Annotated in this window: 11 protein-coding genes; 2 read left to right on the plus strand and 9 right to left on the minus strand. The window is 64.0% G+C overall.

All coding sequences use genetic code 11. The features are described 5' to 3' along the window. The first annotated feature begins 365 nt into the window (after positions 1-365). On the plus strand, positions 366-2,255 hold the full coding sequence (gene estP / locus TZ03_RS05035; RefSeq protein ID WP_051096144.1) for an esterase EstP: 1,890 nt from the start codon (positions 366-368) through the stop codon (positions 2,253-2,255). 373 nt (positions 2,256-2,628) lie between these two features. On the opposite strand, the gene trpE is transcribed toward estP, so the two are convergent. From trpE to TZ03_RS05080, 9 genes are all read right to left on the minus strand, one after another. Beyond that, positions 2,629-4,110: an anthranilate synthase component I gene (gene trpE, locus TZ03_RS05040; RefSeq protein WP_051096145.1), complete on the minus strand. Its 1,482-nt coding sequence runs from the start codon at positions 4,108-4,110 to the stop codon at positions 2,629-2,631. A 69-nt stretch (positions 4,111-4,179) separates the two neighbouring features. Then, complete coding sequence (locus TZ03_RS05045; protein WP_051096146.1) at positions 4,180-4,998, minus strand: phosphoglycolate phosphatase; 819 nt, start codon at positions 4,996-4,998, stop codon at positions 4,180-4,182. Further along, positions 4,995-5,669 carry a ribulose-phosphate 3-epimerase gene (rpe, locus tag TZ03_RS05050; RefSeq protein WP_027917448.1) on the minus strand — a complete coding sequence of 225 codons (675 nt, stop codon included), beginning with the start codon at positions 5,667-5,669 and terminating at the stop codon, positions 4,995-4,997. The genes TZ03_RS05045 and rpe overlap by 4 nt, the downstream gene beginning before the upstream one ends. Before the next feature lie 220 nt (positions 5,670-5,889). Continuing rightward, positions 5,890-6,717, minus strand: coding sequence for an ABC transporter permease (locus TZ03_RS05055; protein ID WP_051096147.1), 828 nt, complete (start codon positions 6,715-6,717; stop codon positions 5,890-5,892). Between the two features lie 11 nt (positions 6,718-6,728). Beyond that, complete coding sequence (locus tag TZ03_RS05060) at positions 6,729-7,976, minus strand: ABC transporter permease (protein ID WP_051096148.1); 1,248 nt, start codon at positions 7,974-7,976, stop codon at positions 6,729-6,731. Positions 7,977-8,237: 261 nt separating this feature from the next. Then, positions 8,238-9,272 (minus strand): ABC transporter substrate-binding protein, encoded by a 1,035-nt coding sequence (locus TZ03_RS05065; protein ID WP_051096150.1) that lies wholly within the window; start codon positions 9,270-9,272, stop codon positions 8,238-8,240. A gap of 40 nt (positions 9,273-9,312) precedes the next feature. Beyond that, a complete protein-coding gene (locus tag TZ03_RS05070) occupies positions 9,313-10,437 on the minus strand; it encodes an ABC transporter ATP-binding protein (RefSeq protein ID WP_051096152.1) in 1,125 nt (374 codons plus the stop codon). A gap of 293 nt (positions 10,438-10,730) precedes the next feature. Continuing rightward, a complete protein-coding gene (locus tag TZ03_RS05075) occupies positions 10,731-11,363 on the minus strand; it encodes a response regulator transcription factor (RefSeq protein ID WP_177328436.1) in 633 nt (210 codons plus the stop codon). 7 nt (positions 11,364-11,370) lie between these two features. Continuing rightward, on the minus strand, positions 11,371-13,758 hold the full coding sequence (locus tag TZ03_RS05080; protein WP_051096156.1) for a PAS domain S-box protein: 2,388 nt from the start codon (positions 13,756-13,758) through the stop codon (positions 11,371-11,373). A gap of 95 nt (positions 13,759-13,853) precedes the next feature. On the opposite strand from TZ03_RS05080, the gene TZ03_RS05085 reads away from it, so the two are divergent. Beyond that, positions 13,854-14,852 (plus strand): alpha/beta hydrolase family protein, encoded by a 999-nt coding sequence (locus TZ03_RS05085; RefSeq protein WP_051096157.1) that lies wholly within the window; start codon positions 13,854-13,856, stop codon positions 14,850-14,852. Positions 14,853-14,900 lie beyond the last annotated feature (48 nt).

The raw sequence follows: 14,900 nt of genomic DNA on the forward strand, positions 1-14,900 counted from the left end.
GGTTAAACCTCTTGAATCTACTGACTTCAGAATTCGAACCTTCCTGTACCAGCCGCAGGCGTGGCTTTGCCACAAAGGGCGGTAAACGGGAAGGCAAACGGGGGCGGGCCGGGCGGGCCGGCAGGGGATAAAGTCAGGCGCGCCAACGCCAACGGGCGTGGGCCTTGATTACGCGCATCAAGAGTTTGCTGACGATCAACACAGGATAGGTCTCGCTCATACGTCCCGGCACAGTAGCCTACCGGCGCGGCGGGCGCAATATGCCCGTAAACACTGGGAAACGAATGGACTTGGAAGGGATGCCCTGCGATTTGCTAAGGTCGATCGGGTTGTCCTTATAAAAACAAAGAAAAGGATGTTCCCTGATGCGAAAAGCTCCGCTATTGCGCTTTACCCTCGCCTCATTGGCCCTCGCCTGCAGCCAGGCGTTCGCCGCACCGTCGCCCTACTCCACGCTGATCGTGTTTGGCGATAGCCTCGCCGATGCCGGGCAATTTCCCGACCTGACAGGCGGCACCCCTGGGGCAAGGTTCACCAACCGTGATGCCAACGGCAACTTTGCACCGGTGTCGCCGATGATCCTTGGCGGGCGGCTGGGCGTAGCCCCAAACGAGCTGAACCCATCTACCTCGGTGGGCATTCAGCCCGACGGCAACAACTGGGCAGTGGGCGGCTACACCACCCAGCAGATCCTGGATTCGATCACCAATACATCCAAGACCGTCATCCCGCCAGGCAACTCCAATGCCGGGCTGGTACTGCGAGAAAAGCCGGGCTACCTGGCCAACGGCCTGCGCGCCGACCCTAACGCGCTGTACTACCTGACTGGCGGCGGCAACGACTTCCTTCAAGGCCTGGTCAACAGCCCGGCCGACGCCCTGGCCGCCGGAGCCCGCCTGGCTGCCAGCGCCCAGGCCCTGCAGCAGGGTGGCGCCCGCTACATCATGGTCTGGCTGCTACCCGACCTCGGCCAAACACCGAACTTCAGCGGCACGCCGCAACAAAACCCCCTGTCATTGCTGTCCGGCGCGTTCAACCAGTCGCTGCTCAGCCAGTTGGGGCAGATCGATGCCGAGATCATTCCGTTGAACATCCCCGTACTACTGAGCGAGGCATTGGCCAGCCCCGGCCAGTTCGGCCTGGCCACTGACCAGAACCTGGTCGGTACCTGCTACAGCGGCGAAAGCTGCGTGGAAAACCCGGTATACGGCATCAACGGCGCCACGCCAGACCCGACCAAGCTGCTGTTCAACGACTCGGTGCACCCGACCATCGCTGGCCAGCAACTGATTGCCGACTACGCCTATTCGATCATCGCCGCCCCCTGGGAACTGACCCTGCTCCCGGAAATGGCCCACGCCAGCCTGCGCGCCCACCAGGATGAATTGCGCAACCAGTGGCAGACACCCTGGCAGGCGGTGGGCCAGTGGCAAGCCTTCGTCGCCAGCGGCGCCCAGGACCTGGACTTCGACGGCCAGCGCAGCGCAGCCAGCGGCGATGGCCACGGCTACAACCTGACCCTGGGCGGCAGCTATCGCCTGAACGACGCCTGGCGCGTGGGCCTGGCTGGCGGCATATACCGACAGAAACTGGAAGCCGGCCAGCAAGACTCGGACTACAAGCTGGACAACTACCTGGCCAGCGCCTTCGCCCAATACCGCCAGGACCGCTGGTGGGCCGATGCGGCGCTGACCGCCGGGCACCTGGACTACAGCGACCTCAAGCGCACCTTCGCCCTCGGTGCAGGCGAGCGCAGCGAAAAGGGCGACACCGATGGCGAGGCCTGGGCAATGTCCGCACGGCTGGGTTACAACCTGGCGGCCGATAGCAGCACCTGGCAGGTGGCGCCATTCATCAGTGCCGACTATGCGCGGGTCAAGGTGGATGGCTACGACGAGAAGAGCGGGCGCTCGACGGCGCTGGGCTTCGATGACCAGGAGCGCACTTCACGCCGCCTGGGCGTGGGGTTGCTGGGCAGCGTGCAGGTGCTGCCGAGCACCCGATTGTTCGCCGAGGTGGCGCAGGAGTATGAGTTCGAGGATGACCAGCAGGATGTGACCATGCACCTGACCAGCTTGCCGGCAAATGACTTCACCCTGACCGGGTATACGCCACACAGCGACCTGACCCGGGCGAGCCTGGGGGTGAGCCATGAAGTGGTGGCGGGGGTGCATTTGCGCGGGAACTACAACTGGCGCAAGAGTGATGAGTTGACGCAGCAGGGGGTGAGCCTGGGAATTAGCCTGGATTTCTGAGCCAGCCTGTACCGGCCCTATCGCCGGCAAGCCAGCTCCCACAGGACCACAGGCTTCAGGCCTTTGTGTGACATGCCAGTGGGAGCCAGCCCCCACAGGAGTACCACAGGCTTCAGGCCTTTGTGCGACATGCCAGTGGGAGCCAGCTCCCACAGGAGTACCACAGGCTTCAGGCCTTTGTGCGACATGCCAGTGGGAGCCAGCTCCCACAGGAGTACCACAGGCTTCAGGCCTTTGTGACATGCCTGTGGGAGCTGGCTTGCCGGCGATGAGGCCAGTCCAGGCAATACAAGACAGTTGCTCCCACGCCAATCCCCTGTGGGAGCGGCCTTGTGTCGCGATGGGCTGCAAAGCAGCCCCAGAGGCCCGCGATTTACTTGGCGGAAGTCTGCTCAGCCAACGCCACCGCACGGAACATCGCCCGGCGCTTGTTGATGGTTTCTTCCCACTCCAGCGCCGGCACCGAGTCGGCAACAATGCCGCCACCGGCCTGCACATGCAGCTCACCGTCCTTGATCACCGCCGTACGAATGGCAATCGCGGTATCCATGTTGCCGTTCCAGGCGAAGTAGCCCACGGCACCTCCGTAAACCCCACGCTTGACCGGCTCCAGCTCGTCGATGATCTCCATCGCGCGAATCTTCGGCGCCCCGGAAAGCGTACCGGCCGGCAGGATCGCCCGCAGTGCATCCATCGCCGTCAGCCCTTCACGCAGCTGGCCGGTGACGTTGGAGACGATGTGCATGACGTTGGAATAACGCTCGATCACCATCTTCTCGGTCAGGCGCACGCTGCCGGTCGAGGACACCCGGCCCACATCGTTGCGGCCCAGGTCGATCAGCATCAGGTGCTCGGCGATCTCCTTGTCGTCCGACAGCAGGTCGTCTTCCAGCGCGCGGTCGGCCTCTTCGGTGGCGCCACGCGGGCGGGTGCCGGCAATCGGGCGCACGGTGACCAGGTTGTCCTCGACCCGCACCAGTACTTCGGGCGAGCTACCGACCACGTGGAAGTCGCCAAAGTTGAAGAAGTACATGTACGGCGTCGGGTTGAAACAGCGCAGTGCACGGTACAGGTCGATGGGCGCGGCCTTGAAGTCGATCGACATGCGCTGCGACGGCACCACCTGCATGCAATCACCGGCCAGGATGTACTCCTTGATGCGGCCGACGGCGTTCTCGTAATCCTCGCGGGTATAGCTGGAGCGGAATTCCGGCTCGGCAGCCAGCGGGCCGCTCAGGTCCAGGCCACGGCGCGGGGTGATCGGCTGGCGCAAGGTTTCCAGCAGCCCTTGCAGGCGTGCCTGGCCCTGTTCGAAAGCCTGCTCTTGCGCCGGGTCGACCAGCACGATGGCGTGCATCTTGCCCGCCAGGTTGTCGAACACCACCACCGCATCGGACACCATCAGCAGGATGTCCGGCACACCCAGCGGGTCCGGGTTGGGGCTGGCACCCAGGCGCTTTTCCACATAGCGCACGCAGTCATAGCCGAAATAGCCCACCAGGCCACCGTTGAAGCGTGGCAGGCCGGGGATGTCGGCGACCTTGTAACGGTCCTTGAAGGTTTCGACGAAGGCCAGCGGGTCTTCGACATCATGGCGCTCCACCTCGACCCCATCCTGCAGGATGCTGACGTGGTAGCCATGCACACGCATCACGGTGCGCGACGGTAGGCCGATCATCGAGTAACGGCCCCACTTCTCGCCGCCCTGTACCGATTCGAGCAGGTACGAGTTGGGCTGGTCGGCCAGTTTCAGGTAGATCGACAGCGGCGTGTCGAAGTCGGCCAGGGTTTCGCAGGCCAAGGGAATGCGGTTGTAGCCGGCAGCGGCCAGGCGCAGGAATTCTTCGCGGGTCATGGGTAGCCTCGTGGCAAGCAGCAATAGGTCAGGCAAACGGACGGGCCGGCACGCGCCGGCAGGCAGAAGTCAGGCGCGCCAACGCCAACGGGCCAGGGCCTTGATGACTTTCATCCAGAATTTGCCGGTAACCGCCACGTTGGACTCTCTGTCTTGTGAGGCTTGAAGGTCCGCCAACGTTATCCCAGTGGCCGGGTCTGCGCAACCGGGCAACAACGCGCGCAGGTCGTCGATTACCAGGCTGGGCGATTCATCGTTGATCGGCCGGCCATGGTTGTAGCCGTAGGTCAGGCCCACGCACTGCACACCTGCCGCCTTGGCCGCCAACACGTCACTGCGTGAATCACCGACGAACAACGCCTGTTGCGGGGTGACGCCGGCCATCTGCATGACGAACAGCAGCGCCGCTGGGTCGGGCTTTTTCTGTGGCAGGGTGTCGCCACCGATGATCCAGCGGAAGTAATTGCCGATCTTCATCTGGTCCAGCAACGGGCCGACGAAGCGCTCGGGCTTGTTGGTGATCAGGGCCATCTCCACGCCCTGCTTGCGCAGCCAGCGCAAGGTGTCCCGTACACCCGGGTAGACCACGGTCAGCTCATGGCTTTCGGCATAGGCGTCCATGAACAGCGCCAGCGCCTGCTCGGCCAGCGCATCGTCCACGGCAGCGTGGTCTATGCCGCCCGCCAGCGCCCGGCGCACCAGCACCTGGGCGCCGTTGCCGACCCAGTGGCGTACTGCCTCCAGGCCAACGGGCGGGCGCCCCAGTTCGAGCAGCATGCGGTCCACGGCGGCGGCCAGGTCTGGCACGGAATCGATCAGGGTACCGTCCAGATCGAACATCACCAGCCTGGGCAGCGCCCCCGGGAACAGCTGCTCGAAGCCGCTCATGGGCGGGCCTGGGCCAGTTCGGCGCGCATCTTGGCGATGACTTCCTGGTAGTCCGGGGCGTTGAAGATCGCCGAGCCGGCCACGAAGGTGTCGGCACCAGCGGCAGCGATCTCGCGAATGTTGTTGACGTTGACGCCACCGTCGATTTCCAGGCGGATATCACGGCCACTGGCGTCGATCAATGCACGTGCCTCGCGCAGCTTGTCGAGGGTACCAGGGATGAACTTCTGCCCGCCGAAGCCTGGGTTGACGCTCATCAGCAGCACCATGTCGACCTTATCCATCACGTACTTCAGGGCATCCAGGCTGGTGGCCGGATTGAACACCAGGCCGGCCTTGCAACCGCCGTCCTTGATCAGTTGCAGCGAGCGATCGATATGCTGCGAGGCTTCCGGGTGGAAGGTGATGTAGGTGGCGCCGGCTTCGATGAAGTCGCCAATGATGCGGTCGACCGGGCTGACCATCAGGTGCACGTCGATCGGCGCGGTGACGCCATACTTGCGCAGTGCGGTGCAGACCATCGGGCCGATGGTCAGGTTGGGGACGTAGTGGTTGTCCATGACATCGAAGTGGACGATGTCGGCACCCGCCGCCAAGACCTTGTCGACGTCCTCGCCCAAGCGAGCGAAATCGGCGGAGAGAATGGAGGGGGCAATAGCGTAGGGCTGCATGGCGCACCTGTTGGCAGAATCACGGTGGCGCGCATTGTAACTCAGGGAAAGGGATGAGGGCTGATTGGTATCAATTGGTGTCGAGCGGTTGTTTCAACCTGTGCAGGCCTCTTCGCGGGCAAAGCCCGCTCCTACAACGGTTTGCGCACGGCCTGAATCCTGCGCTGTCGTTGTAGGAGCGGGCTTTAGCCGCGAAGAGGCCGGTACAGGCAACCCATCATCAGGCAGGCTGCTGGGTTCTCAGCTTCTCGCTACGCCCGCGCAACCACTCCAGGGTCAGCAGCAATACCACCGAGAAGGCAATCAGCAAGGTCGCCGCCGCGGCAATGGTCGGGCTCAGGTTCTCGCGAATACCACTGAACATCTGCCGCGGCAGGGTGGCTTGTTCCGGCCCGGCCAGGAACAGCGTGACCACCACTTCGTCGAACGAGGTGGCAAAGGCGAACAGTGCCCCCGAAATCACCCCGGGCGCGATCAGCGGCAGGGTCACCCGGCGGAAGGTCAGCAGCGGCGAAGCACCCAGGCTGGCAGCCGCCCGTACCAGGTTGTAGTTGAAGCCCTGCAGGGTCGCCGACACGGTAATGATGACGAACGGCACACCCAGCACCGCATGCACCAGAATCAGCGAGATGAAGCTGTTGCCCATGCCCAGCGGGGCAAAGAACAGGTAGCTGGCCACGCCAATGATCACCACCGGCACCACCATCGGCGAAATCACCAGGGCCATCACCAGCGACTTGCCGGGGAAGTCGCTGCGGGTCAGGCCGATGGCGGCCAGGGTGCCGAACACCATGGCCAGCACGGTGGCCGCCGGAGCGACGATGATGCTGTTCTTCAACGAACGCATCCATTCGGCAGATGCGAAGAAGTCCTCGTACCACTGCAATGAGAACCCTTGCAGCGGGTAAACCAGGAAACTGCCGCTGTTGAACGACAACGGCACGATCACCAGCACCGGCAATACCAGGAACAGCAGGACCAGGCCACAGAAGATTCGCAGCGTGTAGAACCAGGCCCGCTCCACGGGTGACATGTAAGGACTCAGCATGGCAAGGCTCCTCAGCTCAGGCGCAGGCGGCTGGCGCCGACCAGCCAGCTATAGATCAGGTACAACACTACGGTCGCCAGCAGCAACAGCCCGCCCAGCGCAGTGGCCATGCCCCAGTTGATGCTGGTGTTGGTATAGAAGGCAACGAAGTAGCTGACCATCTGGTCGTTCGGGCTGCCGAGCAGCGCCGGGGTGATGTAGTAGCCGATCGAGATGATGAACACCAGCAGGCAGCCTGCACCCACGCCGGCATAGGTCTGCGGGAAGTACACCCGCCAGAAGCTGGCGAATGGATGGCAACCCAGCGAGATCGCCGCACGCATGTAGCTGGGTGAAATGCCCTTCATCACGCTGTACAACGGTAGGATCATGAACGGCAACAGGATATGGACCATGGAGATGTATACACCGGTGCGGTTGAACACCAGTTCCAACGGTTGATCGATGATGCCGATGGCCATCAATGCACTGTTGATCAGCCCGCCCGACTGCAACAGCACGATCCACGCCGCCACCCGCACCAGGATCGAAGTCCAGAACGGCAGCAGCACCAGGATCATCAGCAAGTTGCTCTGCCGGGTCGGCAGGTTGGCCAGCAGGTAGGCCAGCGGGTAGGCCAGCACCAGGCAGATAGCGGTAATCACCACACCCATCCACAGGGTGCGGGCAAAGATGTCCAGGTAAATGGCCTGGTCCGGGGTGGCCTTGGCCAGTTCGCCAAGGTCGTCGATGCGGTGATCGAGCGATGCCAGCAGGTAGAACGAGGTCACCGTGCTGGTGTTGCGGCGGATCGCCTGCCAATAGGCCGGGTCGCCCCAACGCTCGTCGAGGGTCTGCAGGGCATCCTTATAGGAAGCGGGTTCGCTCTTGAACGGCAGCGCGCGTGCGGTCTTGGACAGCAGGCTGCGGTAGCCGGCCAGCTCCATGTTCAGGCGCTTGGACAGGTCGCCCAGGGTCTGGTTCTTGCGCGATTCGGCCAGGTCTTGGCTCAGGGCCTTGTACACATCTTCGCCCGGCAGGCTCTTGCCATCCCACTGGCTGATGACCTCGACCGTGCGCGGCAGGCCACCGACCACTTCCGGGTTGCCGACGCTCTTGTACAACAGCGCCGCGATCGGCACCAGGAACACCAGCAAAAGAAACAGCGCCAGCGGCGCGATCAACGCCTGCGCCTTCCAGCGGTTGACCCGCTCGGCGTGCTTGAGGCGCTGCTTGAGACTTGGACCTGCGCCTTCTTTGAGGGGCACTGCAATGGCCATGGCGAACTCCGCGATACGAACTGAAAATGGGGCTGCGGCGCAGCCCATCGCCGGCAAGCCAGCTCCCACAGGTACTGCGCTGGCTTCAGGCTTTCTAATCCCTGTGGCACCTGCACCCACCAGGTACTGCACAACCTCGGGACATCTGATCCCTGTGACAGCCACCCGGGTGGTGCACAGACCTCGGGGATGACGCGATCCCTGTGGGAGCTGGCTTGCCGGCGATGGGCCGCGAAGCGGCCCCCTTACGCTGCTGGCCGCTTACTTCTTCGCCGCCCAGGCGTTGAAGCGTTGCTCCAGCTGCTCGCTGTTGTCGGCCCAGAAGGCCACGTCGATCTGCACCTGGTTGGCGATGTTCTCAGGCGTGGTCGGCATGTCCTTCTTCACCTCGTCCGACAGCAGGCTTACAGCCTTGGAGTTGGCCGGGCCATAGGCAATGTTCTCGGAGTAGGTCTTCTGCTGCTCGGGCTGCACGCTGAAGGCGATGAATTTCTTCGCTTCGTCGGCATCCTTGGCGCCTTTCGGAATGGCCCAGGCATCGAAGTCGTAGATGCCACCGTTCCATACCACCTTGAGGTTGCTCTCTTTCTGCACCGCGGCGATGCGGCCGTTGTAGGCCGAGCTCATGACCACGTCACCCGAGGCCAGGTACTGTGGCGGCTGGGCGCCGGCTTCCCACCACTGGATGCTCGGCTTGAGCTCGTCGAGTTTCTTGAAGGCGCGATCCACACCCTCCTTGGTGCCCAGTACCTGATACACATCCTTCGGCGCCACGCCGTCGGCCATCAGGGCGAATTCAAGGGTGTACTTGGCGCCCTTGCGCAGGCCGCGCTTGCCCGGGAATTTCTTGGTGTCCCAGAAATCGGCCCAGCTGGTCGGTGCGCTCTTCAGCTTGTCGGCGTTGTAGGCCAACACCGTGGACCAGACGAAGAAGCCCACGCCGCATGGCTGGATAGCACCCGGCACGTAATCGGCCTCGTTGCCGAACAGCGCCGGGTCGAGCTCTTCGAACATGCCCTCGTCACAACCGCGGGCCAGTTCGGGCGACTCGACTTCCACCAGGTTCCACGAGACGCTCTTGGTGTCGACCATGGCTTTGACCTTGGCCATCTCACCGTTGTACTCGCCAGCGATGATCTTGCCCTTGCCGGCCTTTTCCCACGGATCGTAGAACGCCTTGACCTGGGCCGCCTTGTTGGCGCCGCCGAACGAGACCACGGTGAGGTCTGCGGCCATGGCCTGGCCAGCGGCGAACAGCCCCAGGGCCAGGGCGGTCAGTTTCAACTGCTTGCGCATTATTATTCTCTCCACAGTACAGGGTTGGTGAAGCAATCCATCAATGGGCTTCGGCAATCGGATCGAGCGCGCGGGCGTGCTCCACCTCCCAGCCCAGCGGTACCACATCGCCCACGGCCAGGGCCGGGTCGAGCTCGGCAATCGGCTGTTTCACGAAGAAGTCGCCCTTGCCGCAAACCTCCAGGCGCACCCGCACGTGGTCGCCCAGATAAATGAATTCGGCCACCCGCCCAGAGAAGCGGTTGACGCAGCTTTCGCTATGGCCATTCAGGCGTACGCGCTCGGGGCGGATCGACAGGGTTACCGGCTCGCCGGCCTGGCCGACATTCACCGCCAGCGCCTCGACCCGCTCACCGCGCGCCAGCTGCACCTGGCAGCGTTTACCATCGCTGGCCAGCAGGGTGCCGTTGATGCGGTTGTTCTCGCCGATGAAGTTGGCGACGAAGGTATTGCAAGGCTCTTCATACAGCGTGCGCGGGTCGGCGATCTGCTGGATCTCGCCCTGGTGGAACACCGCCACGCGGTCGGACATGGTCAACGCCTCGCCCTGGTCATGGGTCACGTACACCACGGTCACACCCAGGCGCTGGTGGATGTGCTTGATCTCCATCTGCATGTGTTCACGCAGTTGCTTGTCCAACGCGCCGAGCGGTTCGTCCATCAGCACCAGCTGCGGCTCGAACACCAGCGCCCGGGCCAGGGCCACGCGCTGCTGCTGGCCACCGGACAGCTGGCCGGGGTAGCGCTTGGCGAAGGCATCGAGCTGGACCATGTTCAGCACGCGCTTGACCCGCTCGCTGATATCGGTCTTGCTCAGGTTGCGCACAGTCAGCGGGAACGCCAGGTTCTCGGCCACGGTCATGTGCGGGAACAGCGCGTAGTTCTGGAACACCATGCCGATGTCGCGTTTGTGTGGCGGCACATTGTTGATAGAGCGCCCGGCCAGCTGGATCTCACCAGCGGTGGGGGTTTCGAAGCCGGCCAGCATCATCAGGCTGGTGGTCTTGCCCGAGCCGGACGGGCCAAGCAAGGTGAGGAACTCGCCCTTGCGGATATCCAGGTTGAGGTCTTTGACGATCAGCGACTCGCCGTCGTAGCTCTTCTGCACACCACGGAAGCTGACCAGCGTTTCGCTGGTTGCAGCGTTCGACTTCGCCTCGCTCATGCCTGCACCTTCTTGTTGGATGACTGCGTAGGCAAAGACTAGACAAGCGGCCAGCGCCGGGAAATCGGGGGTGCTGAGAGAATGCCATCATCCGGATGGAAGATTTGTTGTAGGGATTCCCCTACAACGATGGCGGGATTGGAATGCTCACCCAACCCACCCTCTGAACCTGTGGGAGCGGGCATGCCCGCGAAGAGGCCGGTTCAACCACAGTGTTCAGCAGGCCAGGCCCTTTCGCGGGCACGCCCGCTCCCACAAGGACCGCGACTGCCTCTGGATCACCTATGTCGCAATCAGAGCAACTTGTGCTCCATGGCATACTTCACCAGTTCCGCCAGCGAGTTCACCTTCAGCTTCTGCATCAGGCGCGCCTTGTGGGTGCTGATGGTCTTGCTCGACAGCGCCAGCTGCTGGGCGATGTCGTTGACGTTGGCGCCCTGGGCCAGGCGCTCGAACACCGAGAACTCGCGCTCCGATAGCAACGTGTGCAACGGCCGCGACTCGGTCAGGCCCACTTCGAACACCATGCGGTCGGCCAGCGCCGGGTCGATGTAGCGCCCGCCGCCTGCAACCCGGCGAATCGCGGTCAGCAACAGCGCCGGGTCGCTGTCCTTGGTGGCATAGCCGGCAGCACCGGCCTTCAGCGCCCGCGCCGCCATCTGCGCCTCATCGTGCATCGACAGCATCAGGATCGCCGGGGCATCGTGCAACGCGCGGATCCGCGGGATCGCCTCCAGGCCGTTCACGCCCGGCATCGAGATATCCAGCAGCACCACCTCGCATGGCGTATGGCGCAAGGTTTCCAGCAACTGCTCGCCATTACCGGCCTCCCCTACCACCTGCATGTCCTTGGCCAGGCCAATCAATTGCTTGATGCCTTCACGGACAATGGTGTGGTCTTCGGCCACCAGCACTCGAATCACGATCGCTCTCCTACTCCAACGGAATGGCCACGCTCAGGCTGGTGCCTTCGCCCGGCTCACTGTCCAACAGCATGCTGCCGCCCAACATCAGCACCCGCTCGCGCACCCCCACCAGGCCGAACGAGGTGGGCCGGGGCTGGTCGCGGCAAAAGCCCTGGCCATCATCGCTGACGGTCATGCGCAATTGCCCATCCTCATGCACCAGTTCAATCTCCACGCTGTGCGCCTGGGCATGGCGCATCACGTTGGTCAGCGCCTCCTGCAAGATACGAAACAGCCCGGTGGCCTTGGCATCGCTCAATGCTGGCAGATTATCCGGTACTTGTACCAGGCAGGGGATTTGCGTGCGCGCCTCGAAGCGCCGCGCCTGCCATTCGATGGCCGAGGCGATGCCGGCATCCAGGATCGGCGGGCGCAAGGCGGTGGCCACATCACGCACCAGTTGGAACAACTGGGCGATCAGGCGCTTCATGCTGCCCAGGCGCTCGTTCAGGCCCGGGTCCAGCTCGGCAAAGGCCAGCTCGCACATCGACACCTCCAGCTTGAGCACGGTCAGCATCTGCCCCAGTTCATCGTGCACTTCCCGGGCGATACGGGCCTTTTCTTCCTCACGCACGCTCTCCAGGTGGGCCGACAGCTCGCGCAACTGCTCCTGGGATTTGGCCAGCTCCAGCTCCGCCCGCTTGCCCTGGGTGATGTCCCATACCACGCCGTCCCACACTACCTGGCCGTTGGCCAGGCGCCGGGTACTGGCCTTGATGTCGGCCCAGCGCTGTTCGCCCTGGCGGGTCAGGATGCGCCCCTGCCAGGACCAGTCCTGGTCGCTGGCCAGGGCCAGGTCCTGCACCCGGTGGTAATCGGCACGGTCCTCGGGGTGGACCAGGTTGCGCAAGCCCATCTGCGGGTGCTGGATCTCGCTGGGCGCATAGCCCACCAAGGCCTCGCTGCCCTCGCTGATGTAGGGGAATTCCAGGTCGCCCTCGGCCGGGTCGCGTTCCAGGCGGAATACCAGCCCCGGCACGTTGCCGGCAATGCCCTTGAGCCGCGCCTCGCTTTCACGCAGGGCGGCCAGGGCGCGGTGGCGCTCGGTAACATCGGCGAGGTAGACCACCAGGTATTCGGCGTCACGAAAACGCAGAAAACTCAGCGACAGCTCCACCGGCAGCAGGCTGTGGTCGGCTCGTCGGCACTGCGTTTCGAACTGGGCGACGCCGCCGGCCCCGGTGCGCGCCCTCTTCCACAGTTCCAGCCAGCGGTCCATGCTCAGGCTCGGCTCGAAGTCGCTCAACGGCCGCTCCAGCAACTCGCCTTCGCCGTAGCCCAGCATGCGCTCGGCGGCGTGGTTGGCGTAGCGCACGTGGCTGTCCCAGTTGACCCAGAGGATGCCCACCGTGCTCTGGTCGATGGCGAACTGGCTCAGGCGCAGCGCTTCTTCGCGCACTTGCCGCTCCACCAGGCTTTCGCGCGTCGCCAGCAGGCTACGCTCCAGCTGGCGCTGCTGCCGACGCTGCCACACCAGGGTGGCCAGGGCGCACAACAGCAGCATGCCGCACAGCAACGCCAGGTTCCGCCAGAAGCCGGTCGAGTCGCTCAGGCGCGGGTACTTCGGCTGCAGCCAACGCTGGTGCAGTTGTTCCAGTTCCTTGGCCGGCAGCGCCTGCAGGCCGCGCTCGAGTACATCGGCCAGTAGCGGCCAGTCACGCCGCGAACCGATGCGCAGCAGTTGCGGCAGGCCGATATCGCCGACCACCGCCAGCTCACTGAACTCGCTCTCGCGCGACAGGCGGCTGAGTTGGGCTTCATCCAGCACCGCGAAACTGGCCTGGCCGCCCACCACCAGTTGCAGGGCCTCACGCTCGTCGGGCACCCCCTGCAGGTTGAGGTTGCTGTAGTTGCCACGCAAGTAGTCCGCCAGCTGGCTGGGCATGCGCACCACCACACGCTGCTCGGTTTCGAGCTTTTCCAGCTCCACGGCCATGGCTCCGGTGCGTGGCCCCACCACCAGTTGCGGCACGCGCATGTACGGGTCGCTGAACAACCACAGTCGCAGGCTGGCCGGTGTCTGGGTAAGGCCGGGGGCGAAATCGATCTCCCCCGCCTGCAGGGCATGTTCGAGGCTGGCCTGGTCGCTGAAGTTGCGCCAGGTAAGGTCCAGGCGCAGCGCTTGCGCCAGGCTGTTCACCAGTTCCACATTGGCCCCGTACAGTTGCTGCAAGCGCCGGTCGAACTGGGCATAGGGCGCCTGCAGCACCAGGCCGACGCGCAGGCTGCGATGGCTTTCGAGCCATTGCTGCTGGGCAGGCTCCAGCATCACCGTTGGCGGCACTTCCGGCCGTGCCAAGGCGATCAAGGGCAGGCACAACCAGCCGATAACCAACAGGCGACGCAATCGATTCATCTACACGCTCGTCTTGGCAAGGGCGGCCATGCCGCATGGCCGTCACGGGCAAATACCATTAGGCTGCCGGTATCATTCTGGCCCCGGGTTTACTCATGTCCACACTTTATCGCACGAAGCTGGCAATGTGCTGCCTGGCCTCGATCCTTCCACTCAGCGCCCTGGCCGCCGATGCCGAAAAACCACCCGCCACCACCGAGGCTCCTGCTGCCCAAGCCCCGCGCCCGCCACTGCTGGAGCGCAGCCAGGAGGATGCCCAGGCGCTCGAACGGCTGGTGCCCAAGGCCGAGCAGCAAACGTTACAGGCCGGTGCCGACAGCTTCCTGGCCTTGTGGAAGCCCGCCAACGACAGCGACCCGCAAGGGGCAGTCATCATCGTCCCGGGCGCTGGCGAAACGGCCGACTGGCCAAATGCCGTTGGCCCGCTGCGGCAGAAGTTTCCTGATATTGGCTGGCACAGCCTGAGCGTCAGCCTGCCCGACCTGCTCGCCGACAGCCCGCAGGCCCGGGTCGAGGCCACGCCGGCTGCCGAGCCAGAGAAAGACCAAGGTGAAAGCGCACCGGCCAAGGACGTGCCGGTCGATGCCAATGCCAACGTCGCCCAGGCCACCGCGGCCGATGCCGACACCGCGGAAAGCACCGACGCCGAACAGGCCAGCGAGCAGGCCGAGCCGGCCGATGCCGAGCGCATTTTCGCCCGCCTGGACGCCGCAGTGGCCTTTGCCCAGCAGCACAACGCCCGCAGCATCGTGCTGATCGGCCATGGCAGTGGCGCGTATTGGGCGGCCCGCTACCTGAGCGAAAAACAACCGCCGCAGGTGCAGAAGCTGGTGATGGTGGCTGCGCAGACACCGGCACGGGTGGAGCATGGCCTGGAAAGCCTGGCGCCGACCTTGAAGGTGCCGACGGCCGACATCTACTACGCCACTCGTAGCGCTGACCGCAACGCAGCCGAGCTGCGCCTGCAGACCAGCAAGCGGCAGAAAGACAGCCAGTACCGGCAGTTATCCTTGATTGCCATGCCGGGGAACAAGGCCGCCGAGCAGGAGCAACTGTTCCGCCGGGTGCGGGGGTGGATGAGCCCGCAAAGCTGAATGGCACCGGCAAAGCCGATGTCATCCACCGCGTCGCCTATTTCGCGG

The organism is Pseudomonas sp. 10-1B (genome assembly GCF_000935045.1).
Taxonomy (GTDB): Bacteria; Pseudomonadota; Gammaproteobacteria; order Pseudomonadales; family Pseudomonadaceae; genus Aquipseudomonas.

Excerpts from the sequence above, each read along its gene's own strand:
- estP (WP_051096144.1), top strand. The coding sequence starts at position 366 with ATGCGAAAAGCTCCGCTATTGCGCTTTACCCTCGCCTCATTGGCCCTC.
- trpE (WP_051096145.1), bottom strand. The coding sequence starts at position 4,110 with ATGACCCGCGAAGAATTCCTGCGCCTGGCCGCTGCCGGCTACAACCGC.
- TZ03_RS05045 (WP_051096146.1), bottom strand. The coding sequence starts at position 4,998 with ATGAGCGGCTTCGAGCAGCTGTTCCCGGGGGCGCTGCCCAGGCTGGTG.
- rpe (WP_027917448.1), bottom strand. The coding sequence starts at position 5,669 with ATGCAGCCCTACGCTATTGCCCCCTCCATTCTCTCCGCCGATTTCGCT.
- TZ03_RS05055 (WP_051096147.1), bottom strand. The coding sequence starts at position 6,717 with ATGCTGAGTCCTTACATGTCACCCGTGGAGCGGGCCTGGTTCTACACG.
- TZ03_RS05060 (WP_051096148.1), bottom strand. The coding sequence starts at position 7,976 with ATGGCCATTGCAGTGCCCCTCAAAGAAGGCGCAGGTCCAAGTCTCAAG.
- TZ03_RS05065 (WP_051096150.1), bottom strand. The coding sequence starts at position 9,272 with ATGCGCAAGCAGTTGAAACTGACCGCCCTGGCCCTGGGGCTGTTCGCC.
- TZ03_RS05070 (WP_051096152.1), bottom strand. The coding sequence starts at position 10,437 with ATGAGCGAGGCGAAGTCGAACGCTGCAACCAGCGAAACGCTGGTCAGC.
- TZ03_RS05080 (WP_051096156.1), bottom strand. The coding sequence starts at position 13,758 with ATGAATCGATTGCGTCGCCTGTTGGTTATCGGCTGGTTGTGCCTGCCC.
- TZ03_RS05085 (WP_051096157.1), top strand. The coding sequence starts at position 13,854 with ATGTCCACACTTTATCGCACGAAGCTGGCAATGTGCTGCCTGGCCTCG.